The 25,690-nt window shown below is 61.3% G+C and carries 25 protein-coding genes; 8 read left to right on the top strand and 17 right to left on the bottom strand.

Features of this window, described 5'->3' with window-relative positions:
- Positions 1-86: 86 nt before the first annotated feature.
- The 3 genes from A2I95_RS14030 to A2I95_RS14020 all read left to right on the top strand — a co-directional run bounded on the left by A2I95_RS14030 (position 87) and on the right by A2I95_RS14020 (position 3,988).
- The gene (locus A2I95_RS14030) at positions 87-1,052 is read left to right on the top strand and encodes a LysR family transcriptional regulator (RefSeq protein ID WP_291730462.1); all 966 of its coding nucleotides are present in this window, start codon (positions 87-89) and stop codon (positions 1,050-1,052) included.
- 99 nt (positions 1,053-1,151) lie between these two features.
- Entirely contained in the window at positions 1,152-2,684 is a 1,533-nt protein-coding gene (locus A2I95_RS14025) for a trimethylamine methyltransferase family protein (protein WP_291730461.1), read from the top strand.
- Entirely contained in the window at positions 2,681-3,988 is a 1,308-nt protein-coding gene (locus tag A2I95_RS14020; RefSeq protein WP_291730460.1) for an aspartate aminotransferase family protein, read from the top strand. The genes A2I95_RS14025 and A2I95_RS14020 overlap by 4 nt, the downstream gene beginning before the upstream one ends.
- 313 nt (positions 3,989-4,301) lie before the next feature.
- On the opposite strand, the gene A2I95_RS14015 is transcribed toward A2I95_RS14020, so the two are convergent.
- Entirely contained in the window at positions 4,302-4,658 is a 357-nt protein-coding gene (locus tag A2I95_RS14015) for an Eco57I restriction-modification methylase domain-containing protein (RefSeq protein WP_291730459.1), read from the bottom strand.
- A gap of 778 nt (positions 4,659-5,436) precedes the next feature.
- Here A2I95_RS14015 and A2I95_RS14010 point away from each other — a divergent pair.
- Together A2I95_RS14010 and A2I95_RS14005 are read left to right on the top strand one after the other, a co-directional pair.
- Positions 5,437-6,036, top strand: a complete 600-nt coding sequence (locus tag A2I95_RS14010) for an efflux RND transporter permease subunit (protein WP_291730458.1) — start codon at positions 5,437-5,439, stop codon at positions 6,034-6,036.
- A 35-nt stretch (positions 6,037-6,071) separates the two neighbouring features.
- Positions 6,072-6,413: a copper-binding protein gene (locus A2I95_RS14005; RefSeq protein ID WP_291730457.1), complete on the top strand. Its 342-nt coding sequence runs from the start codon at positions 6,072-6,074 to the stop codon at positions 6,411-6,413.
- Positions 6,414-6,624: 211 nt separating this feature from the next.
- Here the strand turns inward: A2I95_RS14005 and A2I95_RS14000 are convergent, their stop codons facing one another.
- Together A2I95_RS14000 and A2I95_RS13995 are read right to left on the bottom strand one after the other, a co-directional pair.
- Entirely contained in the window at positions 6,625-7,299 is a 675-nt protein-coding gene (locus A2I95_RS14000; RefSeq protein ID WP_291730456.1) for a hypothetical protein, read from the bottom strand.
- 226 nt (positions 7,300-7,525) lie between these two features.
- Positions 7,526-7,951, bottom strand: coding sequence for a MerR family DNA-binding protein (locus A2I95_RS13995; protein ID WP_291730455.1), 426 nt, complete (start codon positions 7,949-7,951; stop codon positions 7,526-7,528).
- A 90-nt stretch (positions 7,952-8,041) separates the two neighbouring features.
- On the opposite strand from A2I95_RS13995, the gene A2I95_RS13990 reads away from it, so the two are divergent.
- Together A2I95_RS13990 and A2I95_RS13985 are read left to right on the top strand one after the other, a co-directional pair.
- Entirely contained in the window at positions 8,042-9,070 is a 1,029-nt protein-coding gene (locus tag A2I95_RS13990; RefSeq protein WP_291730454.1) for a lysylphosphatidylglycerol synthase domain-containing protein, read from the top strand.
- Positions 9,057-10,325, top strand: a complete 1,269-nt coding sequence (locus tag A2I95_RS13985) for an MFS transporter (RefSeq protein WP_291730453.1) — start codon at positions 9,057-9,059, stop codon at positions 10,323-10,325. Before A2I95_RS13990 ends, A2I95_RS13985 begins: the two co-directional genes overlap by 14 nt.
- A 43-nt stretch (positions 10,326-10,368) precedes the next feature.
- Here A2I95_RS13985 and A2I95_RS13980 read toward each other — a convergent pair whose 3' ends face one another.
- The 8 genes from A2I95_RS13980 to A2I95_RS13945 all read right to left on the bottom strand — a co-directional run bounded on the left by A2I95_RS13980 (position 10,369) and on the right by A2I95_RS13945 (position 19,294).
- Entirely contained in the window at positions 10,369-10,809 is a 441-nt protein-coding gene (locus A2I95_RS13980; RefSeq protein WP_291730452.1) for a cytochrome c, read from the bottom strand.
- Positions 10,806-12,107, bottom strand: coding sequence for an ABC transporter ATP-binding protein (locus tag A2I95_RS13975; protein WP_291730451.1), 1,302 nt, complete (start codon positions 12,105-12,107; stop codon positions 10,806-10,808). The genes A2I95_RS13980 and A2I95_RS13975 overlap by 4 nt, the downstream gene beginning before the upstream one ends.
- A 102-nt stretch (positions 12,108-12,209) precedes the next feature.
- The gene (locus A2I95_RS13970; RefSeq protein ID WP_291730450.1) at positions 12,210-12,905 is read right to left on the bottom strand and encodes a copper-binding protein; all 696 of its coding nucleotides are present in this window, start codon (positions 12,903-12,905) and stop codon (positions 12,210-12,212) included.
- A gap of 41 nt (positions 12,906-12,946) precedes the next feature.
- Positions 12,947-14,305 (bottom strand): copper oxidase, encoded by a 1,359-nt coding sequence (locus A2I95_RS13965; RefSeq protein WP_291730449.1) that lies wholly within the window; start codon positions 14,303-14,305, stop codon positions 12,947-12,949.
- A gap of 14 nt (positions 14,306-14,319) precedes the next feature.
- Positions 14,320-15,780, bottom strand: coding sequence for a TolC family protein (locus tag A2I95_RS13960; RefSeq protein WP_291730448.1), 1,461 nt, complete (start codon positions 15,778-15,780; stop codon positions 14,320-14,322).
- Positions 15,780-16,004: a hypothetical protein gene (locus A2I95_RS13955; RefSeq protein WP_291730447.1), complete on the bottom strand. Its 225-nt coding sequence runs from the start codon at positions 16,002-16,004 to the stop codon at positions 15,780-15,782. Before A2I95_RS13955 ends, A2I95_RS13960 begins: the two co-directional genes overlap by 1 nt.
- Before the next feature lie 82 nt (positions 16,005-16,086).
- Positions 16,087-16,515 carry a hypothetical protein gene (locus tag A2I95_RS13950; protein WP_291730446.1) on the bottom strand — a complete coding sequence of 143 codons (429 nt, stop codon included), beginning with the start codon at positions 16,513-16,515 and terminating at the stop codon, positions 16,087-16,089.
- Positions 16,516-16,783: 268 nt separating this feature from the next.
- Positions 16,784-19,294, bottom strand: a complete 2,511-nt coding sequence (locus A2I95_RS13945; RefSeq protein ID WP_291730445.1) for a heavy metal translocating P-type ATPase — start codon at positions 19,292-19,294, stop codon at positions 16,784-16,786.
- A 177-nt stretch (positions 19,295-19,471) separates the two neighbouring features.
- Between A2I95_RS13945 and A2I95_RS13940 the strand changes: the two genes are divergently transcribed.
- A complete protein-coding gene (locus A2I95_RS13940) occupies positions 19,472-19,669 on the top strand; it encodes a heavy-metal-associated domain-containing protein (protein ID WP_291730444.1) in 198 nt (65 codons plus the stop codon).
- Between the two features lie 254 nt (positions 19,670-19,923).
- On the opposite strand, the gene petA is transcribed toward A2I95_RS13940, so the two are convergent.
- The 6 genes from petA to A2I95_RS13910 all read right to left on the bottom strand — a co-directional run bounded on the left by petA (position 19,924) and on the right by A2I95_RS13910 (position 25,629).
- The gene (gene petA, locus A2I95_RS13935) at positions 19,924-20,472 is read right to left on the bottom strand and encodes a ubiquinol-cytochrome c reductase iron-sulfur subunit (protein WP_291730443.1); all 549 of its coding nucleotides are present in this window, start codon (positions 20,470-20,472) and stop codon (positions 19,924-19,926) included.
- 62 nt (positions 20,473-20,534) lie between these two features.
- Entirely contained in the window at positions 20,535-21,035 is a 501-nt protein-coding gene (locus A2I95_RS13930) for a c-type cytochrome (RefSeq protein WP_291730442.1), read from the bottom strand.
- A gap of 42 nt (positions 21,036-21,077) precedes the next feature.
- Complete coding sequence (locus A2I95_RS13925) at positions 21,078-21,521, bottom strand: hypothetical protein (protein WP_291730441.1); 444 nt, start codon at positions 21,519-21,521, stop codon at positions 21,078-21,080.
- On the bottom strand, positions 21,518-21,808 hold the full coding sequence (locus A2I95_RS13920; RefSeq protein WP_291730440.1) for a DUF2933 domain-containing protein: 291 nt from the start codon (positions 21,806-21,808) through the stop codon (positions 21,518-21,520). The genes A2I95_RS13925 and A2I95_RS13920 overlap by 4 nt, the downstream gene beginning before the upstream one ends.
- The gene (locus A2I95_RS13915; protein ID WP_291730439.1) at positions 21,805-23,190 is read right to left on the bottom strand and encodes an APC family permease; all 1,386 of its coding nucleotides are present in this window, start codon (positions 23,188-23,190) and stop codon (positions 21,805-21,807) included. Before A2I95_RS13915 ends, A2I95_RS13920 begins: the two co-directional genes overlap by 4 nt.
- A gap of 141 nt (positions 23,191-23,331) precedes the next feature.
- The gene (locus tag A2I95_RS13910) at positions 23,332-25,629 is read right to left on the bottom strand and encodes a copper-translocating P-type ATPase (RefSeq protein WP_291730535.1); all 2,298 of its coding nucleotides are present in this window, start codon (positions 25,627-25,629) and stop codon (positions 23,332-23,334) included.
- Positions 25,630-25,690 lie beyond the last annotated feature (61 nt).

Here is a 25,690-nt window from a genome sequence, read left to right as displayed (position 1 = left end):
GATGTTTGACGCAGGATTGACTTGGGCGCGGGTGCAGCACAAGAATTTGCTCCGACAATTAGAAAGACTAATGAAAGTCAGAAACAATGAAGAAAACGCAGGCGGAATCGGATGTTAACCTGCTGCGCGCGCTGGAGGTGTTCATGGCCGTGGCCGACTCCCGCCATGTGACCGCGGCGGCGGCGGCCCTGGGGATGACACAATCGGCGGTTTCCCAGCAGCTGAAAAAGCTGGAATGGGCGCTGGACGCGCCGCTGTTCAACCGCGCCCGCCGCCCGCTGGAGCTGACCCACGCGGGCGAGATCCTGCGCCGCCGCGCCTTCCGTATCCTCAGCGAAGTGGAGGATCTGCGCTCCGAGCTGCGCCATGTGCAATCCAGCTCGATCCCGATCCTGCGGGTGGCCTTGCTGGCCTCGATTGCCACCACGCTGACGCCCGGCCTGCTCGATATGGTGCGCGGCGGTCTGGGGATCCCGGAACTCAGCCTGTCGGCGGGGCTGGCCACCGACCATCAGGCGGCATTAAACGACCGCAGCATCGATATCGCTATCACCTCGGATCCGCAGTTCGATCTGACGGATTACACCTGCACGCCCATTCTGGAAGAGCCATTTTTTCTCGTTTTACCAACGGATTACGATGGCCCCACGGATGACATTCACGCCCTGTCCGAACGTCTGTCCCTGGTCCGCTTCAGCGCCGATGCGCCGGTCGGGCGCCGCACCGACCAGCACCTGCAGCGCTGCCGTCTGAACCTGCCGCGCTCTATGGAAGCTGACCGCGCATCGATGGTGGTGGCGGGGGTGATCACCGGCAAATGCTATGCCATCCTGACGCCTTCGCTGCTGATCGATGCAATTGCCGAAGGCATGGCCCTGCGGATCGAACCGCTGCCCTTTGCCGGCTTCAAACGCGCCATTGTGGCGATCCACCGCGCCGGGGAAATGGGCGATATCCCCGCCCAGGTCGCGCAGGAAAGCCGCCGCCTGCTGCAGCAAAGTTTGAAGCGGCTGCTGCCCCGCGCCGCGGACCATGTTATCTACCCCGCCTAATCTGCATCATTAATGAAACTAATGCTGTATGGTTTTGCTGTGCAGGCTACGGCTTCCTTGCCATGTCTAGTGCCAGACATGACCGCAACGGAGGCCCCAATGGCCCGCACACCCTCCCGCCGCTCCGGACGGCAAGAGCGCATGGCCGCCCGCGCCGCCCAGGGCGCGCTGGCCGCGCCCTATACGATCCGCAAAACCGGCCTAGTCAGCCTGATCAATGACGAGGCCGTTGCCATCATCGAACGCAACGCCGACCGCATCCTGGATGAGATCGGCATGGACTTTCGCGGCGATCCCGAAACGCTGGAGCTGTTCCGCAAACACGGCGCCCGGGTCGACGGTGAGCGGGTCCGGTTCGATCCCGGCTGGTGCCGCGACAAGATCAAGACCGCCCCCCGCGTCTTTACCCAGCACGCCCGCAACGCGGAGCGTTCGGTTCAGATCGGCGGAGATGCGCAGGTCTACGCCCCCAGCTTCGGCCCGCCTTTCGTGCATGACATGGAAAAGGGCCGCCGCTATGCCACGCTGGAGGATTTCCGGAACATCACCAGGCTGCACCACCAATTGGGCGCGGTGAACCATTCCGGCGGAGTGGTGGTGGAGCCTGTTGATGTGGCCGTAGAACTGCGCCACCTGCATATGGCGCACACCCACCTGACGATGAACGACAAACCCTTCATGGGTGCCGTCACCGCGCCAGAACGCGCCCGCGACACCATCGAGATGTGCCGCATCGCCATGGGGCAGGAGTTCGTTGACAACAACTGCGTGCTTTACTCCGTGGTCAACACCAACGCGCCCTTGGTGATGGATGAAACCATGCTGTGGGCACTGAAGGAATACGCGCAGGCCAGGCAATGCACCGTGGTCTCGCCCTTTGTGCTGGGCGGCGCGATGTCGCCGGTTTCCGTCGCGGCCACCCTGGCGCAGGTGCTGGCCGAAGTGATGGCCTCCGTCGCGCTGATCCAGCTGATCCGCCCCGGCGCGCCTGCGGCATTCGGCACCTTCTTTTCCCCCATCAGCCTCAAGACCGGCGCGCCCACCTTCGGCACCCCCGAAGGCACCCAGTTCCAGATGTGCGCCAAGACGCTGGCGGACCGGCTGGGCCTGCCGTTCCACTCGGTCGGCGGGCTGACCGCGGCCAAGGTGCCGGACGCGCAAGCCGGCTATGAAAGCCAGGCGCAGCTGATGGGGGCCGCACTGGCGGGCGTCAACTTCATCATCCACGCCACCGGCTGCCTGGAGGGGCTGCTGACCACCGGTTACGAGAAGATCGTGATGGACGCCGACCGCTGCTCGGCCATGCAGCGGTTCATCGGCGGCGTCGATTTCTCTGAAGCCGCGCAGGCGATGGATGCGTTTTTCGAGGTGGAGCCCGGCGGCCATTTCCTCGGCGCCCAGCACACCCAGGACAACTACCAAACCGCCTTTTGGATGGGCGATATGTCGGACAACGGCACGTATGAACAATGGGCCGCCGAAGGCGCCGAATGGCAGCACGAGCGCGCCAGCGCCCGGGTGAAACAGCTGCTCGAGACTTACGAACAACCATCAATGGACACCGGAATACGCGCGGCGCTGGACGATTTTGTCGCCCGCCGCACCGCAGAGATCGAGGGAGGAAAGACATGACCCTGCACACGGATTGGACCCTGACTGAGACCGCTGAACGGCGCGATAACTATTACGCCGCAAGCCAGCGCAAATTCATCCCCTTCAAGGACCCGATGGTCTTCAAGAAGGGCTCGATGCAGTACCTGTGGGATGTGGAGGGGCGCAAATACACCGACCTTCTGGGCATGAACGTCTGCATCTCCGTCGGCCATTCCCACCCCAAGGTGGTCGCAGCCGCGATGGAACAGGCGCAGGAGCTGACCCATTGCACCACCATGTTCTATCACCCCGTCCCGGCCCACTTTGCCGAGGAACTGGCGGCCACCATGCCGAACCCCAACGGCGATATCGAATGGGTGGTGCATTTCACCAATTCCGGCTCCGAGGCGATTGATCTGGCGATGACCATGGCGCGCAGCTATACCGGCAATCTGGACTTGCTGGCCCTGCGCTCCGCCTATCACGGGCCCACGGCGGCGGCGCAGTCGATCACCGGCATTTCCGGCTGGCGCCACCCTGGCATGCCGGGCAACGTGGCCTTCGTGGCGGAACCCAACCAATACCGTGGCATCTTCGGCGCAGGCGTTGATCCCTATCTGGACGAGATCGAGCGCACCATCCACACCGCCACCACCGGGCGGATCGCGGGCATGTTCATCGAAAGCGTGCAAGGCTACGGCGGCATAATTGAGATGCCCAAAGGATACATGTCCGGCGCCGCCGAACGGGTCCGCGCGGCAGGCGGGTTGCTGATTGCGGATGAAGTCCAGGCCGGGTTCGGGCGCACCGGCGATCACATGTGGGGGTTCGAGGCCGATGGCGTGATCCCCGACATTGTGGTGATGGCCAAGGGCATCGGCAACGGCTTTCCCCTGGGCGCCGTAGTCGCGCGCAAGGAAATCGCCGCCCCGATGGCGGAGAAATTCATGTTCCACACCTATGGCGCCAACCCGACCTCCTGCGCTGCCGGCCGTGCCGTGCTGCAGGTCCTCAAGGAAGACAAGGTGCAGGAAAACGCCCGCACCGTCGGCGCCGCCCTCTTGGAACGCTTGCACGCGCTGAAGGAAAAACACCCGGCGATCGGCGACGTGCGCGGCCGCGGCCTGATGCTGGCGATTGAAATGGTCAAGGACCGCAAGACCAAGGAGCCGGATCCGCAAACCACTGCCGCCGTTTTTGAGGCGACACGCGATAGCGGGATTATCCTTTCAAAATCAGGCGCCTACCAGTCCTGCCTGCGCATGGTGCCGCCGATGTGCCTGTCGCTGGCGAACGTCGATCAGGTCCACGACGGCCTCGACCGCGCTTTTGCCAGCCTCTGACCCCTCGCCGCAAAAGAGATCCTTCATTCATCTGGCAAAAATATCTACCGTGTACCTTTGGTCAACATCTGTGCCCTTGCGGATTCAACAAAGCAGCCGTTCATGTGTCGCGTGGCGAAATCTGACTGAGAGCCCATTCTGTGAATTCGATTTTCTCGCTGCGCGCGCTCGCAGCGTGGAAAATGCTGCACAGGCAATAAACTCGGTGTTGCCGCACAGCGAGAAAACCGGTCGTTCGCCGGGGCTGCAGAATGGATCAGGCGTCGAATTCACAGGAGGCGGGACCTTCCTGATGGGCTGGATGGCTCCTGCTTCAACCGGCGTCGCAGTCGCCATAGTGCAGGTGTCGATATTCGCGCAGGGGCTTCCCAGAGCCGGTCTTAAAACAGGTGTTCGAGGAAATATAGCCCAAGCGCCCGCCCGGTTTCAGGAGGCGCAGGCCACGCTCGTAGAAATAGCAGTAAAGATCCGCCCGGTCAGAAACGACCTCATAGCGCTTTTCCAGATAGGGTTTCAGCAACTTCAGGAATTCCATCCGCACATAGGGCGGATTGCCCAGGACCACGTCGAAGCCGCCTTCGGCAAAGACGCCGGGGAATGCGGTCTCCCAGGTGAAGGCGTGATCGAGATAGGCGAAGTTGCTGTCCTCGATCAGGCTGTCTCCGGACATTCTCTGTGGACGCGAGCATTACAGGAGCAAGCGACTGATGCGGATCAAGGCCGGCTACTGAAGCTGCGATTGAATTCTGCGTTGAAACGATCCAGTCAGAGTCCTTAGTTCCCCAAACACCGAACGGGGACCATTCTTGGTGGTGTCGACCCGAAAACTCTATTCCAAACCACCGACACGGCTGTGTGGAAGGCGTATTAGCGACCCCAAATTCGCCGAGGCGGCTGCGTTTTGTCTACGAACGTCGGGTAAATTGGAATAGTCTCGATGTGATCTGACACCGCCCCCTTCCCAGTGAGCTGGAATGGGGGCGGCGCATCGCCCAATCTGACCACACTCAGGCAGCGATACCGGCCTTTGTCCTTGGCCATGGATACGCAGACCTGATCTGGAAGGAAAAGTTCGTGAACTGAACTTCACCTGACAGACGCCGCCGCCTTCCAACGCGCCGCTCAACACATTGGCAGGATCATAGTAGAATTCAAACGTCTTGTCCCCGGCTCTGGCGGTTACACGTTTCCCGACGATAAGATCGGCAATTTGATCCGAATTCAACCTGTTGCCGCCGTTCGCCAGGGCCGTGTCCAACTCACTACCTGCCAGAGCAGGTACTGTCGCCAACGTCACGACCGTGGCTGCTATTGTTGTAAGTGATAACCGCATTATTCTTCCCCTTCTTGCTGAAACCCCACCCGCGCAAATCTGCGCCGGTCTCTTCACGATCACGAAACGGGCGGAGGAAAACTTGATAGCCATCTGACACGAATACATTCAGCGGATGCAGCAGCGGCTGACGGTGGTGGCACCTGCCACGCTGCTGCTCATCACGCTGATGCTGTTCCTGGCGTTCAACCGCGTGATCGAGGTGGGCATCATCCTTGCCGCACTGCCAGTAGCTCTGGCGGGCGGGGTCTGGTTCCTGTGGCACCTCGGCTTCGACATTTCGGTCGCCGTTCTGGTGGGCTTCATTGCACTGGCCGGGGTCGCCGTCGAGACCGCCATCGTTATGCTTCTGTATCTCAATCTGGCTAGGGAGAAGCGAAAGAAGCTTGCCATCTCGGAGAACCGGAGGCTGGCGCCACTCGATATTGAAGAAGCAGTGTTCGAGGGCGCACTGCTGCGCGTGCGCCCGAAAGTGATGACGGTTGCGACGATTTTTGCCGGTCTAATCCCGATCATGTACGGCCACGGCACCGGATCAGAAATCATGCAACGCATTGCGGCGCCGATGGTCGGAGGCATGGTCACGGCAACGTTGCTGACGCTCTTCGTCGTCCCCGCAATCTTCGTCATCTGGAAGCGTCTGGCTTTGCGGCGCGTCAATCGCGATATCGGCAGCCTATTACCAGCGGGCGAAACGGCCGTTCCGGCCGAATGAAACACACGAAACTCTAACCCTTGAGAGAAAATCCAGTGAAAAACTTTCCCTTCTCCAGCATCGTCCTTGCCTTTTGCGCCAGCGGCGCTTTGGCTCAAACAACCCACAGCATGGATCACTCCGGCATGCACATGAGTGATAGCCAGATGGAGGGCGCAGTACACGCCACCGCCGTCGTCAACTCGATCAGCGATGGCTCCGTAAATGTCAGCCACGACCCCATTCCCGATATCGGCTGGCCCGGCATGACGATGGACTTGCCACTCCTGGCCGACGCGCAAATCGTGGGAGACGTTGCACTCAGCGACAAGGTTACCCTCATGCTGCTCAAGGGCGCTGACGGAATGTACACAATCGGAGCCATGATGCTGAATTGACCGACGCAGCATCGAAGCCGCACCAGAAGCGCTGAAACTCACCTTGAGGCGTCGAACGCCGCGCCGCTGATCCGGTGCCACCCGCAAACCCGGTACGGATCACTCATCATGCGCGGCGTTCACATTTGCAGCGGCGCTGCCGGCCGTTGCAGCACTGCCCGCCACCGCTCAAACCCGCTATGCACTTCATGCGCTGAAGGATCCGTGCGCCTCAGATCCAAACCGATTGCAGTTTCATGATCAATGCTGCGGCACCCGTCAATGCCAGTGTGAATAAACCGAAGAAAGCCAGCGCTAGCAGGATCGGCCCGAACTTGCCCGGCAGCTTGTATACCAAGCCGCGCAGCCATTCCCATCGCCCGGAGCCCCTTTCAAGACTGCTGTCGATCACTGTTGCGTATAGGGGCAAGGCGCTGACCAGCGTCGCGTAAAGGTATACACCGGAAATGTTCTCAAAAAAGGCGGACCGGACAAGTGTGGGCCCAACCACCTGCAACGCCTGCCAGTGATCCCCTCCGAACGAGCCGAACCAGTCCGCCGAGACGAAATAGATTACCCCATGCAGCAGGACAAAAATGACGACCCTTGCAGGCAGGTCGATCAGGAGGATACGGGCCGGCACGGCTCTTTCTCGCTGTTTGTCGGCAACTACGGCAAAAAGAATAAAGCTCACGTAGTTGACGGCAAATACAACAGGTAAACCGTTTGTCACGACCTGCCGCAGAAACCGGCTGAACGCGGGCCCGCTACTCAGCAGCAACGCCCCGAAGCCCGGAGTGAGGGCGATATAGAGGAGCAGTAGCGGAAACAGGCCTGCGCAACTGACAACCATGGTGTTGCGGGCAAATTGCCAGGCAGGCATATTGAGGCCGAAGTATGTATTCATTGCACTGCACATTGCCAGCCATTCCGGCGCGAAGCCTAGGGGAAGGGCTCAAAAAGTCCTCAGAACGTTATGTCTTACCGCTTAGTTTACCCGCCAACATATTCAAGCAACGACGGGCAGAGAACGGCATTTACGAAAACCATTCATCCGCTGCGGTCACGAAACCGCTTCCTGCCCAGCCCTGGTAAACTGTCATCACGCCGTCATCATGAACAGGCATTTCTTTTCAGGAAGTGCCTTCTGAATTCTCAGCACTCTCGATTGCCTCAAGGATTGCACAGTCAGCAAGGCTTCCCTCTCCAGGGCAGGCGTCAACGAGGCGGTCAAGCGACTCCCGGATGCGGATCAAACCTTCGATCTTGGCTTGCACTTCGCCGCGCTTGGCTTTGGCTTGTGCCTGCACATCCTTGCAGCTTACACCGGGCGCCTCCAGCAGCGCCAGCAGGCCAGCCGTCTCTGCCAGCGAAAACCCGAGCCGCTTGGCCCCGGTAATGAACCTGAGCCGCTGCAATGTCCCGCCGCCATAGTCACGCGGGCCGCCTGCACTTGGCCGCGGCGGCTGGCGGATCAGCCCCTTGCGCTCATAGAAACGGATAGTCTCCACTCCGATCCCCGCAGAATGGGCGGCTTTTCCGATCGTCAATGCTGTCATGGCAGCCTCCTCTCCGGATGAATCATTGACTCCGTACCATGATACGGAGGGTAGCATGTCTGGCAGGCGAGGGCTGCAAGCAGGATCGGCATGGGACTTTTCATCAAACGCTGGCTTCTTCCCGTCTTGGGGGCAGGATTGGCGCTCTGGCTGATCTTCTGGCTGTACGGGAGCCTCGACTTCGTTCGCTTCCTCGACGGGTTGCGCCATGCCAATCCGGTTTGGCTGTTTGTGCTGGCCGCCACGATCCTGCTGGAACAGCTGCTGAGCGGCTGGAAGTGGCGGCAGATCCTTTATGACGTGAAGCCGGTTGGCACGCTGCCGCTGACAGGTGCGCTGCTCGCGGGATACGGCGTGAACGTGCTTGTGCCGCTGGGCGTCAGCCCGCTGGTTCGGGCCTGGCTGATTGCGCGCCTGCACGGGTTGAAAATGGGCACGGTTCTTTCGACAGCAATCATTGCGCGGTTTCTTGACGGCGTCGTGTTTGCGCTTTTCGCCGGTGCGGTGGCTGCGGCGGGGCGCATTCCGCAGATTGATGGGGACCTGCGCCTCGGCCTCAGCGTTGCGGGCGCCGTGAATCTTCTGCTGTTCGGCGGGCTGCTTTGGGGGCTCTTTCGTTTCCGCAGCCTCTTCACCCGCAGGGAACCGCTGATCAACGGTCTCTTCGACTGGATCAGCGGGCGCATGGGCGCGGACGGCCCCGGGCTGCGGGCGTCACTTGGCGCGGGCATCGTCTGGCCAAGGGCGCGTGCGCGGCGCATCGCGGCAATCACTGCCGCCGTCGCGGGCAAGCTGGTGGCGGCGACGCATTTTCTCTGGGCAGGATTTGCGGCGGGTGTGGTGCTGAGACCCTGGGACTACCTGTTTCTCATGGTTTTTGCAGGCTTTGCCATGGTCCTCGGGCGGTTTGTGCGGATTCCGGCGGGATTTGTTTTCGGAGCGGGCTTTGCGCTCAAGGCACTTGGGGTTGCTGACGAGCCGGCGCTTCTGATGATCCTCTTCAGCTATATCCTCACGATTATCTTTGTGGTCGGCATTGGGCTTGTTGTGCTTTGGCAATCGGGTCTCGACATCCGCGATGCGCGGCTTGAGGCGGAGACAGGCAATGCCGGGCCATGAAGCGCAAAAAGCCGCCGACCAGCGGCGGTTCTGGCGGATTGCCGGAGCGGGGGCGGCCTTTCAGGGCGGATCCGCGGCAGTGGACAGCGCAACGGTGGTTGCCAGCCTGACCCACATGCTGACGGGCAGCGCTCTGGCCGTCGGCTATGCCAGCGCCGTGCTGCGGCTGGGATGGCTGCTGCCGCAGCTGCCGGTGGGATACCTCGCCGAACGCACCGAGCGCAGGATGCCGTTTTATGCTTTTGGTGCTTTTGGCCGGGCTGCTGCAGCCGGAGCCATCGCGGTTCTGCTCTGGCAGGGAGCGGACTGGCCGCAGATTCCGCTCGCCGCAGGTTTTCTCGCGCTCTGGACAGTCTATGCTTTTGTCAGCGGTGTCGTTGCGGTGCCATACAACGACATTGTCGGGCGTGCGATCCCCTCCGGCCGCCGCAGCCGGATGCTGGCCTGGCGGTTCTTCGGCGGCGGGCTGCTCGCCATCGCCGCCGCGGGCGCGTTGCGGCTGGCCTTCGGCGTGATGCCGCCGCTGAAGGCATATGCGTTCATGTTTGCTCTGGGTTCGGCGCTGATGCTCCTCTCCTCAGCGCTATTTGTCTCGGCAGGAGAGCCGCCTTCAGCCCACCGCAAGCGCACAAGCGCCCGAAACGTAGGAGTGGCTGGCTTTCTGCGCGAGGGGCTGGCCACCTTCCGGAAGGACCGCGCCTTCCGCCTGTTCCTGATCTTTCACTGGCTTGGCTCCGCGACGCTGATGGCGCTGCCGTTCTACGTCGTTGCAGCACGCGAGAGTGGGATTGGGTTGGCCGGAGTTGGCACGCTGCTGGCCGCGCAGACTGCCGGAGCGCTGGTCTCGAACCCGCTATGGGGCCGCATTGGCGATGGCATCGGTAAGCTGCAGCTATTGCGGATGGTATCGATGCTCCGCCTCCTGTCCCCCGCCCTCGTGCTTGTCCTGCTCGCCACCGGGACGGGCATTGCCGGCTTTGCAGCGCTCTATCTTGTCATCGGCGCAATGATGAATGGCGTGACCATCGGCTACCTGAGCTTTCTCATGGAAATCTCGCCGGAGGAGCGGCGCCCCGCCTATTCAGCGTGGTTCAACACCTTCGCTGCGCCTGCCGCGCTGTCTCCCTTGCTGGGCGCCCTGCTCGTCAGCCTGATCGCCACCCCTGCGGTTTTTGCCGCGGCCATCGCCGCCGCTCTTGCCCAGTTTGCGGTGTTGAACCAACTGGACCGGCTGGCCGGGGAGGCTGCACCTTGATCCAAGAGCCGTACTGCCTCCGGCCCGACCTCCCGCATCCGGGCTATTCAATCCCGTTTACGCGCTGCAGCTCCCGCACATATTGGGTGATGCCCTTGACGTCGCCATTGGTCAGGCCCTGCTGCGGCGGCATGCTGCCGAAATCCCAGTGGTGCGCGCGCACGCCGTTGCGGACGGCGAGCAAAAAGGCGGCGTCGCCATGGTGCGAGGGTTCATAGATCTTATGAACCAGCGGCGGCCCCATCCCGTTGCGGCCCGCGGCATTGTCCCCGTGGCAGTCGGCACAGACGGCGTCGAAGGCGCGCTTGCCGATCTTTGCAGTCTCACTCAAATCCGGCGGCAGCTTAACCTCGGCAAGCAAGGCACCGGTTTCCAGCACAGCGCGCTGAGTAGATGCGTCGTTTCCGCTCGCGCTGCTGTAAACGTAATAGGCCACCACCACTGCCACGGCTGCAGCGGCCATGATGGCAAGGTTCTTGTTCATGAGGGTCTCTTTCTTTCAATGGTGAATGATTTACCGCGACGGGCTGGTTTCGGGTCAAACTGATGCTGGCCTTCAGCGGACGCCGGTCTGAACACTCCGCCGGAGCGGAACGCGAAGGCGCGGATTTCCTGGTAGCGGATCCGCACATCCTCGCTTTGCTGGTAGAAGCGGAACAGATCCTTCAGCGGCGATGAAAACTCCTTGTGGGCCGAAAGCATCGCCACAAGTGCGCCAAGCGAGACCCGTTCCTGCAATACAAAATAGCCGCCCAGAGAATAGAACAGAAACGGGGTCAGGGCGGTCAGGAAGTTGTTGATCGCCTTGGCCAGGAATTTCAGCCGGTGGATTTGCAGGCGCAGGTCCTGCAGTCGCCGGAAACTGCGCGCAACCGGCAGCACGCCCTGCCCCGAAGCCCGCATGTCCCGGTCCAGATTTTCCCCCAGAAGGCGCATCTCGCGGATCCGTTTGCGGGACGCGGCGTTCACCCGCCGCTGCAACCTCGGTACGATGATCAGCTGCAGCGGAAGCACCGTCAGGGCGGCTGCGGCGAGGATCGGATCCTGCACGAACATGAACAGAAGGATCGTCGCCAGCGTCCCGCCCTGCAGCAGCGGGACGGTCAGCAGTTCAGAGGCAAAGCCGCCGACAGGTTCAACCTCGGGGCCAAGAACCGGCATGATGGAAGGCTGGCGCTCCGCGGGCTGATCCTGCCTCCACTGGCGGTAGACGGCCAGCCGCAGCCGGCGCACGAAGCTTTCGGCAACCCGGCCCTTGCGGATGTTCAGCCAGTATTTGTTGAGACCGATGAGCGAAATGGCCGCCAGATAGGCGCCGCAGAGCAGAAACAGCAGCGAGACTTGCGAGAGTTCGAAGCCCAGGACCGGAACCGCGGCGTCTCCGCCTTCGAAGACACGGTTCACAATCTGCTTGGGCAATTCTAGCGTCAGATAGAGGATCGGCATTGCGGTCAAGCTGAGCAGGACCAGGATCTTTTGCTGCCGTCCGGTCATCCGCAGGATATAGCGCGGCAACCCCGGTTCCAATCCGCCAGTCCGCAGCGGGGCGGAAATGAACGGTGCTTTTCCCCGCAAAAAACGCCGGCGCAGCAGCCAGGCGGCCTGGCCTGCCAAGGTCAGCACAAGCAGCGCCGGCGCCAGCACCAACACCAGATGCATCACCGGATGCAGCCATCCGGGTGCGGTATCATCATACCAGAACCCGAAAGCGCCCGCGGCGTCGTGTGTGAGAGTATGCAGATCCAGCATCGCGGGAATGATTGCCTGTTGTCTGATGTTCACCTGCGGCGCCGAAACGTTAGTGTTCTTCTGCTCCTGGGCGCCGGCTGGGACCGCTGGGGTTTGACAAGGGCGGAGGCCGGTCTGCCGGCCTCCGCCGCCCGATTATTTCAGGGCGGTCAGGGTCAGCTTTCCCTTGACCCTTTCAGCCACAAACTCGATGTTCTCGCCCGGCTTCAGCTGCTCCAGCATCGCGTCATCGGCGACCCGGAACACCATTGTCATTGCGGGCATTTCCAGATCCACGAGCTCTTCGTGTTTGACGGTGACCTTGCCGGACTTGGTGTCGACCTTCTTGACCGTGCCTGCGGTGAAGGTGCCGCCGGCTTCGAGCACCGCAACCGGCCCGGACATGCCGGATTCGTAGTGACCGGGGATCAGGCAGGCGAACTCGAAGGTGCCGGGGTTGGAAAAGGTCCAGACGATTTCACCAGCTGCACCCGGATCCAGGCGCACTGAATTGGGGTCGTCGTGCTCCATGTCCATCTTGGCCATCAGCTCCTTGTGGTGGACGTTGCGCTCCGGCGTGTCCAGCACGAACTCATGCTCCAGCTCACCGGCGTTGGTGATCACGAATTTAACCGTCTCGCCCTTGGCAAAGGAAAAGCTGGACGGCTCGAACAGCATTTCGCCGTCATCGGTCTCCTTCATGGTGACGGCGATTTCGCGATCCGCATGGGCGGCCTCGCCGGGTTTGCCTACTTCCATCTCGTCATGGTGTCCGCCGCCGTGGCTGCCGGCGGCAAGGGCCGGGTTGGCCGCCCACGCGGCAAGAAGGGCTGCGGAAAGGATCTTGTTCATGTCTGTCTCCTCATTTGGTTTGGTTGGGTGCCAGGGGCTGGTCAGCCCTTGGCGGTTGGTTTCGGGGTGACTTGGGTTTGGGCGTTGTCGGCACGATTGAGCTCCGGCAGCTCGCCGGTCCACTCATAGGCCTGGGTGCCGGGCGGGTTTTCGTACCAGCCGGGATCGCTGTAATCGTTCGCCTCGATGCCTTCGCGCACCTTAACGACCGAGAACATGCCGCCCATCTCCAGCGGCCCGTATGGCCCCCAGCCCGCCATCATCGGCACGGTGTTGTCGGGCAGCGGCATCGACATCTCGCCCATGTCGGCCATGCCGGCGGTGCCCATCGGCATGTATTCGGGCTGCAATTTGCGGATCTGGCCGGTCAGCTTGCGCTTGTCGGTGCCGATGAAGGTCGGCACGTCGTGGCCCATGGCGTTCATCGTGTGATGCGATTTGTGGCAGTGGATCGCCCAGTCGCCCGGATGCACGGCGTCGAACTCATAGGCGCGCATGGCGCCGACCGGAATGTCGATCGACACTTCAGGCCAGCGGGCGCTTTCGGGCACCCAGCCGCCATCGGTGCAGGTGACCTCGAAGTCGTAGCCGTGCATGTGGATCGGGTGGTTGGTCATCGTCAGGTTGCCGGTCCGCACCCGCACCCGGTCGCCCTGATTGACCACCAGCGGATCGATGTCCGGGAAAATCCGGCTGTTCCAGCACCACAGGTTGAAGTCCGTCATCTCCATAACCCGCGGCACGTAGGAGCCCGGATCGATGTCGAAAGCATTGAGCATAATCAGGAAATCCCGGTCGACGGGCATGAAGGCCGGATCCTTGGGATGCACGATGAACATCCCCATCATGCCCATTGCCATCTGCACCATCTCATCCGCATGCGGGTGGTACATGAAGGTGCCGGACTTGATCAGGTCGAATTCATAGACAAAGGTCTTGCCCGGCGGAATGCCAGGGTGGCTGAGCCCGCCGACCCCGTCCATGCCCGACGGCAGGATCATCCCGTGCCAATGCACCGAGGTATGCTCCGGCAGCTTGTTGGTGACGAAGATGCGGACCCGGTCGCCCTCCACCGCTTCGATGGTGGGGCCGGTGGACTGGCCGTTGTAACCCCACAGATGCGCGGTCATGCCCTCGGCCATCTCACGCTCGACCGGTTCGGCCACCAGATGGAACTCCTTCACCCCGTTGTTCATCCGGAATGGCAGAGTCCAGCCGTTGAGGGTGACCACCGGGTTGTAGTCCGGCCCGGTGGACGGGGCCAGCGGCGGCTGGGTCGCCGCGGTATCCATGCTGGCAGCTTCGGGCAGGCCCATGTTGGAGGTCTGGCCCCAGGCCTGGGTGGAGACCAGAGCTGCACCCGCAGCGCCTGCCCCCAGGATTTGACGTCTGTTCATCATATCGTTTGATCCTTTCAATGGCCTGCCCCGCCGCCAGCGGAAATCTCTCCGCCGCCGACCTGCGGGGCCGAGCCTGTGCCGCCGCCGTAGATCGCGGCACCTACATTCGCCTGCGCCAGCCAGAAGTCGCGTTTGGCATTCGCAGCCTCCAGCGAGCTCGCCAGCTTTTCGCGGACGTCTGTCAGCAGTTCGAAGGTATTGGTGATCATGCCATTATAGCTAAGCAGCCCTTCCTCCTCGATCGACTTGCGCAGCGGCACCAGAACGTCACGGTAGTGACGGGCAATTTCGTAAGAGGAATGGTAGGCCAGTTCCGCGCTGCGGGCCTCCGACCGGACATTCACCGCCCGTTCCGCCAAGGCATTGGCCGCCTGCATGTAGGACAGCTCCGCTTTGCGCATCCGCGCCTTGCCGGTGTCAAACACCGGAATGGCAAACTCCAGCTCCAGCTGCGGCAGGGTTTCGGTTTCTGTCGTCCCGTCCTCACGCTCGCGTTCTGCCTCAAAGCCGGCAATCAGTTCCAGATCGGTGACCAGCCGGGTCCGGTCCGTCAGGCCAAAGGCCCGGGCCTGCGCCTCAAGCCCTAGCTTGGCGACCTGCAGATCGACCCGGTTCTTCAGCGCCGCCTTCTCGATTGAGGACACTTTCGGCAAAGACTTCGGCAAGGATGGCAGCGCATCCGGCACATAGTAGTTGGCGTCACTGCCCCACAGGCCCATCAGCCGCGTCAGCTCCTCCTTGGCAAGCTTCGCTTCCAGCCGGGCGCGGGCGACCTGGCCCGCAAGCTCCGCGTTGAAGGCGAATTCCCGCGCCTGGCCGGCCTTGTTCAGCGCCCCGGTCTTGCCCAGCTGGCTGGCCAGTTCCGCGCCCGCGGCGGCCGTCTCGCTAGCCTTGCGCAGATAACTCAGCCGCTCAAAAGCCGCCACGGCATTGATCCAGGCCTGCCGGGTCTGCCCCGCCAGCGCCAAGGTGTCATTCACCGCATTCAGCTGCGCCTGCTGGAACTGCGCCTCAGCCACGGCAATGCGCTGCTTGCGGGTTTTTACATCCAGCAGATTGACCGCAATGGTGGATTCCAGCGCCCGGTACAGGCCCAGCTCCGGCGCCCCGATCCCCATCAGGCCGATGGACACCACCGGATTCTCCGGCGTCATCTGCTGCCAAGCCTCGGCTGCCGACAGCCCGACCGCAGCATAAGATGCCTGCAGCCCCTTGTTGTTCAGAAGCGCAGCCTGCACCGCAGTATCGGCGGAGATTGTCTTGCCCTGCACAAGACTGCGGACCTCCCGGGCCAAGGCCTCGTTATCGGCCTGTGTCTGCGCAAAGGCCGTGCGTTTCCCGATGGCCGCCGAGGTCTGGCTGGCCACCTCTTGAAACCCGGACTGCGGGCTAGTGTATATCTCCGGCACAGCGGCCGAGCAGGCGGCAAGCACCATGGGCGACGCCAGCACGGCGCGCCAAACTTTTACTGTCATCAGTGGTCCTCCTGCTGCTGCTCATTGACCCCGCGCCAGGACCCGGGGCCGCTGGGCTCGTTGTTTTCAAAGCCCGCGAGGGGAGACTGGTAATTCAAAGTACGATAAGGGCCGGATTGCGCCGCCGCACGCTCCAGGGCTGCGGTTTCGGGCAGCGCTGCGGGATTGCTGGCGCACGCCCCCAGCAGCAGGGCGCCCGCCCCGGCCAGAAAGAGAGATTTCATCTGTTTTTCCTGAGAATGATCTGTAGGAGTTCTGCACTTGAGCGCAGAACAGCTCTAATGACCGCTGATGCGGTTCAGATTCTCAGGTTTTTGGAGGGCGCAGGACCTTGATCTGGTCCTGAGAGGGAAGCTGGGCGGAAGCCATTACCCAGCGGATAGGCTGCTGCACAAAGTCTGCATCCGGCTGCAGGGAAAGCACCGCAACTGCCATACAGGCGCCTGCGCAGCAGTTTCCGGTGTCAGCGACATTCCAGGGAGCGGCCGGGCCATCGTGTGCGTTGGTATGGGAAGCGCCGAGCACCGGGCTTGAGATGGCCGCATCGGCATCGCTGCCCCCATTATGCGAAATCGCTGCATTGCCGTGATGGCCCGCGAGGGAATGCGCGGCGGAAGGCAACGACAATCCCAGCGCAAGGATCACTGCAAATGCAGCCGCAACCCTGATCAGCCGGAGAATATGTGCCAAACACGCCATAGGGACATTTCTCAAGGCAGGAACGGCGTGCGTCAAGACAGGAATGATGCATCTCCTGCACAAATTTGCGTGCCCTTATAGAAATTCCGGGTTTTGCGCAGAATTCCGCCGAGGCATGCAATGCGTCCCGCAAACCTTCCCGCGCAGGAGGCGCAGCTGCAACTGGAAACAATGGAGAATCAACGGTTAAGCGAAATTACCCGTCAGTTTCATGAGACTGTGCATGCCTCAGCACACTGCCCGAAACGTCATGCCATCTTGGCTAAAACCGGTTTGGTTTCAAGCTGGTTCCCGATGGTCAGCCCTATTCAACTGGCGCGGATTGCAACGCGGCTTCCGGCCCTCTGATGGTCGCCTGGTGCTTTCCTGCCGCTGGCCTGATCCAGCGAAGGCGCAGCGCATTGGTCAGAACAAATACGCTGGACAGCGCCATAGCGCCTGCCGCAAGCACTGGTGACAACAATGGTCCACCCAGCGGATAAAGCACGCCCGCGGCAACCGGGATCAGCAGAGTATTGTAGCCGAACGCCCAGAATAGGTTTTCCCGGATGTTGCGCATGGTACGCTGGCTAACTTCAAAGGCGTTGACAACTCCGTTGAGGTCACCAGACATCAGCACGACATCGGCAGTCTCAATGGCCACATCGGTTCCAGTACCGATAGCAATACCTACGTCCGCAGCGGCAAGGGCCGGTGCATCATTGATACCGTCTCCGACAAAGGCCAGCTTGCCGCCATCCGCACGCAGGTTGTCAAGCGCAGCAACCTTGCCCTCGGGCAGCACTTCGGCAACCACATGGTCAATCCCGAGATCGCCGGCGATTGCTTGAGCCGTCACTGCATTGTCTCCGGTGATCATGGCAACTTTGAGTCCCAGCCGGTGCAGCGCTTCAATAACACCGGGCGTTGTCGGCTTGACCGGATCGGCCACGGCAATCACGGCGGCAATCCGTCCGTCAACAGCAGCATAGAGCGGTGTCTTGCCCTTGCTGGCCAGCGCATCGCTTTGCCCGGCCAGCGCCCCAAGATCCACACCCTCGCGTTCCATAAACCGGTCCGCGCCGATCAGCACCTGACGACCTCCGACCGATGCCTGAATGCCAAAGCCGGTGATCGAGTCAAAGCTGTCTGCTTCCGGCAGTTTGATCCCCCGCACTTCCGCCGCCGCAACAATAGCCTTGGCAATTGGATGCTCCGAACGTTCCTCTGCAGCGGCCACCAGCCGCAGCACCTCGTCTTCGGTCTGGCCACCGGCCAGGATCAAGTCGGTCAACTCCGGCCGGCCAGCGGTCAGCGTACCGGTCTTGTCGAGCGCAACCACGGTGCTTTCCTGCAATAGCTGCAGCGCATCCCCTTTGCGGAACAGCACTCCCATTTCGGCAGCCCGGCCGGTCCCGACCATGATCGAGGTCGGTGTCGCAAGGCCCATTGCACAGGGGCAGGCAATAATCAGTACCGCCACCCCTGCGACCAGAGCGAGGCTGAGTGCAGGCTCGGGGCCGAACAGAAACCAGGCCGCAATCGTCAGCACCGCAACCGCCATCACGGCAGGCACGAACCAGGCGGTAATCCGGTCCACCAACCCCTGGATCGGGAGCTTCGCTCCCTGCGCCTGCTCGACCATCCGGATGATCTGCGCCAGCATCGTGTCGCTGCCCACCTTCGCCGCCTGGAAAGTCAAGGCGCCGGTGCCGTTCACGGTGGCACCCACCACTTCCGAGCCTTCGGATTTCTGCACTGGAACGGGCTCACCTGTGATCATGCTTTCATCGACATAAGAGGAGCCGCTCAGAACCACACCATCCACAGCTATCTTTTCGCCCGGCCGCACGTGAACGATATCGCCCACCACGATGTCCTCGACCGCGCGCTCCGCCACTTCGCCTCCGCGCTCGACCCGCGCGGTTTTCGCCTGCAGCCCGACAAGTTTGTGGATCGCCTCGCCCGTGCGGCCCTTGGCACGTGCTTCCAGCAGGCGGCCCAACAGGATCAGAACGACAATCACTGCGGCGGCCTCGTAATAGACATTGGCCGTCCCCAAAGGCAGCACTGAGGGCGCGAAGGTTGAAACCAGCGAAAACCCGTAAGCCGCAGATGTGCCAAGCGCGACAAGCGAGTTCATGTCAGGCGCGCCCTTGAAGAGAGCCGGAAAGCCCTTGGTGTAGAATTGCAAGCCCGGCCCGAACAGGACGATCGTGGTCAGCAGGAATTGAAGGAAATAGCTGGTCTTCATTCCGATCACGCCTGAAATGAATTCGTGCATGCCCGGAATCACATGGCTGCCCATCTCGATCAGGAACACTGGCAGGGCAAGAACGGCTGCAACGAGCGTCCGCCGGGCCAGATGCTGGATTTCTTCTGCCTTGCGGTCCTCCGCGCTGTTCCGTGCGCTCGATTTCGGCTGCGCCGGATACCCGGCCGCCGTAGCCAGTGCTGCAATTTCGGCGGGTGATGTGACACCGGCTGCAAACCGGACCGTCGCGGTTTCAGTAGCCAGGTTGACGGCAGCGTCTAATATTCCCGCTCCCGCCTTTAGCGCCCGCTCCACGCGGCCAACGCAGGATGCGCAAGTCATGCTTTGGATTGCCAGTGTGGCTTCGTCGGTCACGGCGGGATATCCGGCCTCGTTCAAAACCGCGGCCAGGTCTGCAGGAGAGAGCGACCCGTCGTGGCTGACCTGCACGGTCTCGTTTGCCAGATTAACCGTGGCAACGGTGATTTCGGGAACGGCGTGCAGCGCACGTTCCACCCGTCCTACGCAGGACGCGCAGCTCATGCCTTCAACCTGGAACCAGACCGTTTCGTTTTGTGTCATGACATCACCAAAATGGGTTGTTTCCAGCTACATGGGGATTCCAGTGACTGGAAGGTCAATAGCCATTGCCCTGCTGTTCTGCAAAAAACTGATCCAGTGATTGATGGTGCAATGCCCGCTTGACATTCCCGCGCGGGAAACCGGTAGCAACTGGCGTGAAATAATGGAGAACCCGGAATGATCACATTTAAAGTCAACGACATGAGTTGCGGCCATTGCAAAGCGGCGATTGAGAAAGCGGTCACCGCCCTGGACAGCAGCGCGGTATTCGAGTTTGACATGGAAGCACGAAAAGTCAGGATCGGAAGCAAAGCCTCGCTAGAAAATATCCAGGCAGCGCTCAATGCGGAAGGCTACGCATCCGAAGTTTGCTGAAACCGTTCAAGGGCGCTGCTAATGGCACATCTAAACTCTTGCTAGAGAATACAACCGCCCGCCTGCCTCTACGGAATTAGCTGTCGGCTAGGCCAAGGCTGCACCGGCAGCTTCCAGATATCGGTCAGGTCTTAGGGGATGCCATTTTTGCGCCAGTGGCAAGGTCTTCCCCGCTGCCTCTGCAGCCCGTGGAATACTTCTGCGGAAGCTAGCGCTTCCCAGCCGCCTGGAAGGCCGTTATGCCCTCTTGACCATTAGCCAATCTTCACAAGCGTGCCGGTAACAAATTCGTAAGGTGGCACATCCAGGTTACGCGGGGCCGGGCCCTTGCGGATACGGCCGGAGGTATCATAGTGCGACCCGTGGCAGGGGCAAAACCATCCCCCGTATTCGCCGGTCGGATCACCACTTCCCTGGCCTAGGGGAATACAGCCCAAGTGGGTACACACGCCGACCACAATCAGCCACTCGGCTTTTTGTACCCGGTCAGCATCCAGCACCGGATCGATCAGCCCCGCCGCGTCGTCGGCCCGGGCCTGAGCAATCCGCGCTTCGGTCCGGTGATCGATGAAAACGGGTTTGCCTTTCCATTTCAATGTGATCCGGCTACCTGGCTCAACTCCTTCAAGATCAACCTGAGCAACCGACAGCGCCGATACGTCGGCGCTGGGGTTCATGCTGTCAATCAGTGGCCAGATGGCGGCCCCGGTTGCCACGGCAGCGGTTCCTCCTGTCGCGTAGTAAAGGAAATCGCGCCGAGTCTCAGGTCCGGCTTCCTCTGGATGGGCATTGGTCTGTATCATCGTCGATCTCCCTTCCCAAAAAATGGCCGCGGGACAACCTGCAGCTGCCTCGCCCAACTGCGTTAGTGATCATCATCGGCCCCTTCTGCATGGTGATCGGCTTCGCCTTGGTGATGCATCATGCTCATCACATGTTTGGGTATGGCATCTTGCGAAAAATGCTTCTGTTCCCCGGCATGATGTACAAAGGCTATAATATCGGCCAACTCCTGGCCCGTGAGCTCGATCTGGCCACCAAGCTCCTCCTCCTGCAGCGTGATCATCGCTGGAGCGCCGCGCCACATGCGGGCGGCAAATTCAAAGGGGTTCATTTTCTCCTTCATGGTATCGGCATCCAGCGCCGGAGCATCAGTGCCACCAACCCCATTGACGGAGTGGCACACAACACACCCCTTTGTGGCAAAGAGTTCCCGCCCCCGTGCTGCATTCATCTCGGGCATCATCAGGCCATTCGCCAACATGGACGACGGTTCTAAAGCGGGTTTGTTATCGTTCCCCGCTAATGCGGAAGGTGCCACCGCCACCGCGGCATAGAGCAGAACTGCAAAATTGCGAACCTTCATGGTCCTCTCCTTTACTATTAGGGTCTTGATACCGGTATGGGTTTACTCCGTTTCTGATCGAGCCTTTGTGGCGGTCTCACAGCAATACAGCCACCAGCCCAAAAGCCAGCCGCCCAAGAAGGCAGGAAGCAAGCCAGATGCGAGGAAAAGAATCCGGTGGTCGGATCCGCCAAAATAGTTAAACCGGGCATCAATCGCTCTGCACAAGAAAGCGCAATAGCTGCCAACCACCGCTACAATGGCCGCCGTGCGCCACCATGCTGTGAAGCTGCTGCGCGCGGGCTCGGCCCACATCAGAATCCCGACGCTGATCGCCATTCCCATCGCAACAGCACAAGTGAGCGTCCAAATAATCTTGCCCACCCAGCTGCCCTCCGGAAACAGCCAGAAGCCCCAGACGAGCAGATATACCAGCTCAGCCGCTGTGGTAAGCAGAAGCGCACTGCCCAATACATGGCCGATACGGAACTCTGAAATAGCAGTCACGATGGGCCGCCTGATCTGTCCTCGCTGTCTCTATCATCTTCACGCCTTTCGGCACGGCGTCGCCCGGCGTGGCCACCATGCCCCCGGTGCATCAAAAAGTGCATTGCCAAGCAGGCAAACAAAAGCGAGGCCGGCGACAATATCAGCGGCAGTACGAATTCACGGTATTCCCACCCCAATACAAGGGCGGCAAAGACAAGCGCACCAGTCAACGGCCCCCATTTACGCCAGGTCGACTGCGTCCGAGTGTCTTGAACGGTGCTATCCTGTTCAGTTTCGTTACTCATTTCAGGCTCCTTTCCTCTCTCTCTTCAGACAGTTGCCGATGCTGGCCATGTACGCGAACTGCCCCGTCCCCCTGCCCGCCCTGGGCAAGAAACAATCGCTCGGCCGCCAGAACCGAGGCGATCACCACCATGGCGATCAGCACGATCATTGGATCCGTTAGCAACTTCATCGCCGAAAATGCCGCCAAGACCATCGCATCCAGAGCCAATGCCGCCAGCAGAACCCAGCCGCGTACTTGAATCCGGTGCCGCAAGTTCCGCCAGACCCCCCAATGCACCGCCATATCCATGACCAGATAGAAGAACGCCCCCAGCGACGCGATGCGTGCCAAATCGAACAGAACGGTAAGCGCACCGGCTAAAAACACGGTATAGATCAGCAAATGGGAGCGGATGGATCCGGACATGCCGAAATGGCTGTGCGGGATCATCTTCATATCAGTCAGCATGGTCAGCATGCGGGAAACGGCGAATATGCTCGCAATCAGGCCCGATGCAGTTGCCACCATCGCCAGCGTCACGGTCAGGTAGAATCCGACCTTCCCGAGCACCGGACCCGCGGCCTCGGCAAGGGCATAATCCTGCGCCGCGCGGATCTGTTCCGTGCTGAGGCTGGCTCCGACAGCCAAGGCCACTAGCAGATATACTACGGCGCAAATGGCGATGGAGATCAGGATGGTCCTGCCGACATTGCGGTGCGGGTCGGTGATTTCTGCGCCACTGTTGGTAATCGTGGTGAACCCCTTGAACGCCAGGATCGACAGAGCCACCGAGGCGGCGAAGCCCAACAGCCCAGTCTCTGAATTGCCGCCCCTAACCTGCCATTCACCGCCGCTGGCCCAGAGCGCGGCGACGCCAAACAGCGCAATCCCCGCAATTTTTACAGCGGACATGATAATCGACCAGCGCCCGACCGAGCGGTTGCCGGAGATGTTCACCACATAGGCGAAGATGATCAGTGCCACACCAATTAGCGGCACCAGCGGGCCTCCCTCAATTCCAAACGGCCGAAGCGCATAGGCTGCAAAAGTGCGGGCCACCAGGCTTTCATTGATCACCATCGACAGTGCCATGAGAACCGAGGCTGCAGCTGCCACCGTGCCCGGTCCATAGGCTTTGGTCAGGATCATCGCGATTCCCCCAGAAGAGGGCCACGCATTTGACATTGCGATATAGCTGTAGGCGCTGAACATCGTGGCCAGCGCACCTGCAGCAAATGACAGGGGAAACCAAGGCCCGGCCAGTCCTGCAATCTGTCCGGTAAGCGCAAAGATACCGGCTCCAATCATCACCCCCGTGCCCATAGCGACTGCCCCGGTCAGGGAAATCGAGCCGGGCTTATAGTCTGCGGCCTGGGTGTGTCTTTCACTGCCCTCGCTCATCGCACCCTCCAAAGGATTGATTGCTTGATTTCTGTGATGTGTGCTGTGGACTCTGCCAATCCGGCATGTGCCAGCTCCGCGTGGTGCAGCACCAAAGCCTCCGCGGGCGCCGGTTTTTCAGAGAGGATCCGCCTATGCCCGTCATATCTGAACCCCTCGCAGGCGCAGCGAATTGAGCACCACGGAAACTGACGACGCGCTCATTGCAAAAGCGGCAAACATCGGACTGATCAGAATGCCGAAGAACGGAAACAGTACTCCAGCCGCGACCGGCACCCCGGAGGCATTGTAGATCAACGCAAAGAACAGGTTCTGCCGGATGTTGCGCATGGTCGCGCGCGCCAAGCGGCGGGCCCGCACGATACCGTCCAGGTTGCCTTTGACCAGAGTGAAACCTGCACTTTCGATGGCCACATCGGCGCCTGTGCCCATGGCAATACCGACATCCGCCTGCGCCAGCGCGGGCGCGTCATTCACGCCGTCTCCGGCCATGGCAACGCTGCGGCCCTGTTCCTGCAACTCGCGGATGATGCGGGCTTTGTCCTGCGGCAGCACATCGGCACGGATCTCGTCTATGCCCAGCTTCCCGGCCACGGCGCGTGCCGTGCGTTCATTGTCGCCGGTAGCCATGATAATGCGGAAGCCCAGATCATGCAGCGCCTTCAGCGCGGCAGGGGTCGTTTCCTTCACCGGATCGGCAACGGCTACCAAGCCGGCCACAGCACCATCCAGCACCACGAACATTACGGTTTCACCCTGGTCCCGGCGGGCATCGGCTATGGCTCCCAGACCGGCAGCCTTCAGCCCCAAGTCCGCCACCAGGCGCAGGTTGCCAAGCGCCACAGCATGACCGTCCACACGCCCCTTCACTCCCTTCCCGGTGACAGCATCGAATTCCGTGGTCTCACCAAGGTCGATACCCCGTTCCAGCGCTCCGGTCACAATGGCCTCGGCCAAAGGATGTTCCGAGCCTTTCTCCAGCGTTGCCGCCAGCCGCAGCACTTCCACTTCGTCATGGCCCGGCTCGGGCAGAACCGCGATCAGCCGCGGCTTGCCCTCGGTCAGGGTGCCGGTCTTGTCGACGATCAGCGTGTCCACCTTTTCGAACCGCTCGAGCGCCTCGGCGTTCTTGATCAGCACGCCGGCCTGTGCCCCCCGGCCAGTCGCGGTCATGATCGACATCGGCGTTGCCAAGCCAAGCGCGCAGGGACAGGCGATAATCAGCACGGCAACTGCCGCGACCAGCCCATAGCTCAGCGCAGGAGCCGGGCCCCAGATTGCCCATCCGGCGAAAGCCAGAACCGCAACAGCAATCACGGCCGGCACAAACCAGCCTGCAACCTTGTCGGCATATTTCTGAATTGGTGCGCGGCTTTTCTGGGCCTTAGCCACCATATCGACGATCTGGGATAGCATCGTGTCGGCCCCGACTCTCGTGGCTTCGATCACCAATGATCCGGTGCCATTGATTGTCGCACCGGTAACGCCGGAACCCTCGACCTTCTCAACCGGGACCGGCTCTCCCGAAATCATGCTTTCGTCGACCGAGGATCGTCCCTCCAAAACCATGCCATCCACCGGCACCTTGTTCCCCGGTCGCACCCTCAGCCGGTCTCCCACCTGCACCTCGTCAAGGGGGATCTCTTTTTCCCGGCCGCCGTCTCGGATCACGCGTGCGGTCTTCGGAGCCATATCCAGCAGCGCGCGTATTGCCCGCCCGGTACCTTCCCGGGCCCGCAATTCCATCATCTGCCCCAGCAGAACAAGCGTGACAATCACCGCCGCGGCCTCGAAATAAACCCCGACATGCCCTTCGGCGTTGCGGAAGCCGTCAGGGAACATTCCCGGTGCGAGTACTGCCGCAACGCTGAATAGCCAGGCCGCTGCCACACCCATGCTGATCAAGCTGAACATATTGAGGTTCATGGTGCGGAACGAGTTCCAGCCGCGAAGAAGAAACGGCCAGCCGCTCCACCACACAACCGGCGTGCCAAGCAGCAGTTCAATCCACAGTGTATTGCGTTCCCCGAAGATGCCCCGGACACCTGCCAGGCCGGCATAGGGCCCCATGGTTAGTACCAGCAATGGAACGGTTAGTATTGCGCCGGCCCAGAACCGCTGGGTGAACTCGACGAGTTCGGGGTTGGGGCCCTCCTCCGCTGCAGAACCGGCCTCTCGCTCCAGCCCCATCCCGCAAAGCGGGCACGCCCCCGGTTCGGTTTTCCGCACTTCCGGATGCATGGGGCAAGTATACACAGGGCCGGCCCAGCCAACGGGCACCATGTCATGACCCGCGCTCGGGGCAGCCTCCCCGTGCGCGAAAGCTGCGCGCCCATGGTGATCCGCATGACCGGCCGCTTTTTGGCCGGCCTTCGCGACAAGATGCATACCGCAAATCGGGCAGTCTTCGGCTTCGGCGCTCCGAATCTGTGGATGCATCGGGCAAACAAAAAGCTCCACGTCCGCGAGGTCGGAGCCAGTCTTGTTGGGAAGTTCGTTC

The sequence above is a fragment of the Leisingera sp. F5 genome, assembly GCF_001593695.1.
Note: the sequence above shows the minus strand (reverse complement) of the source record. Positions and strands in the feature narration are given on the sequence as shown.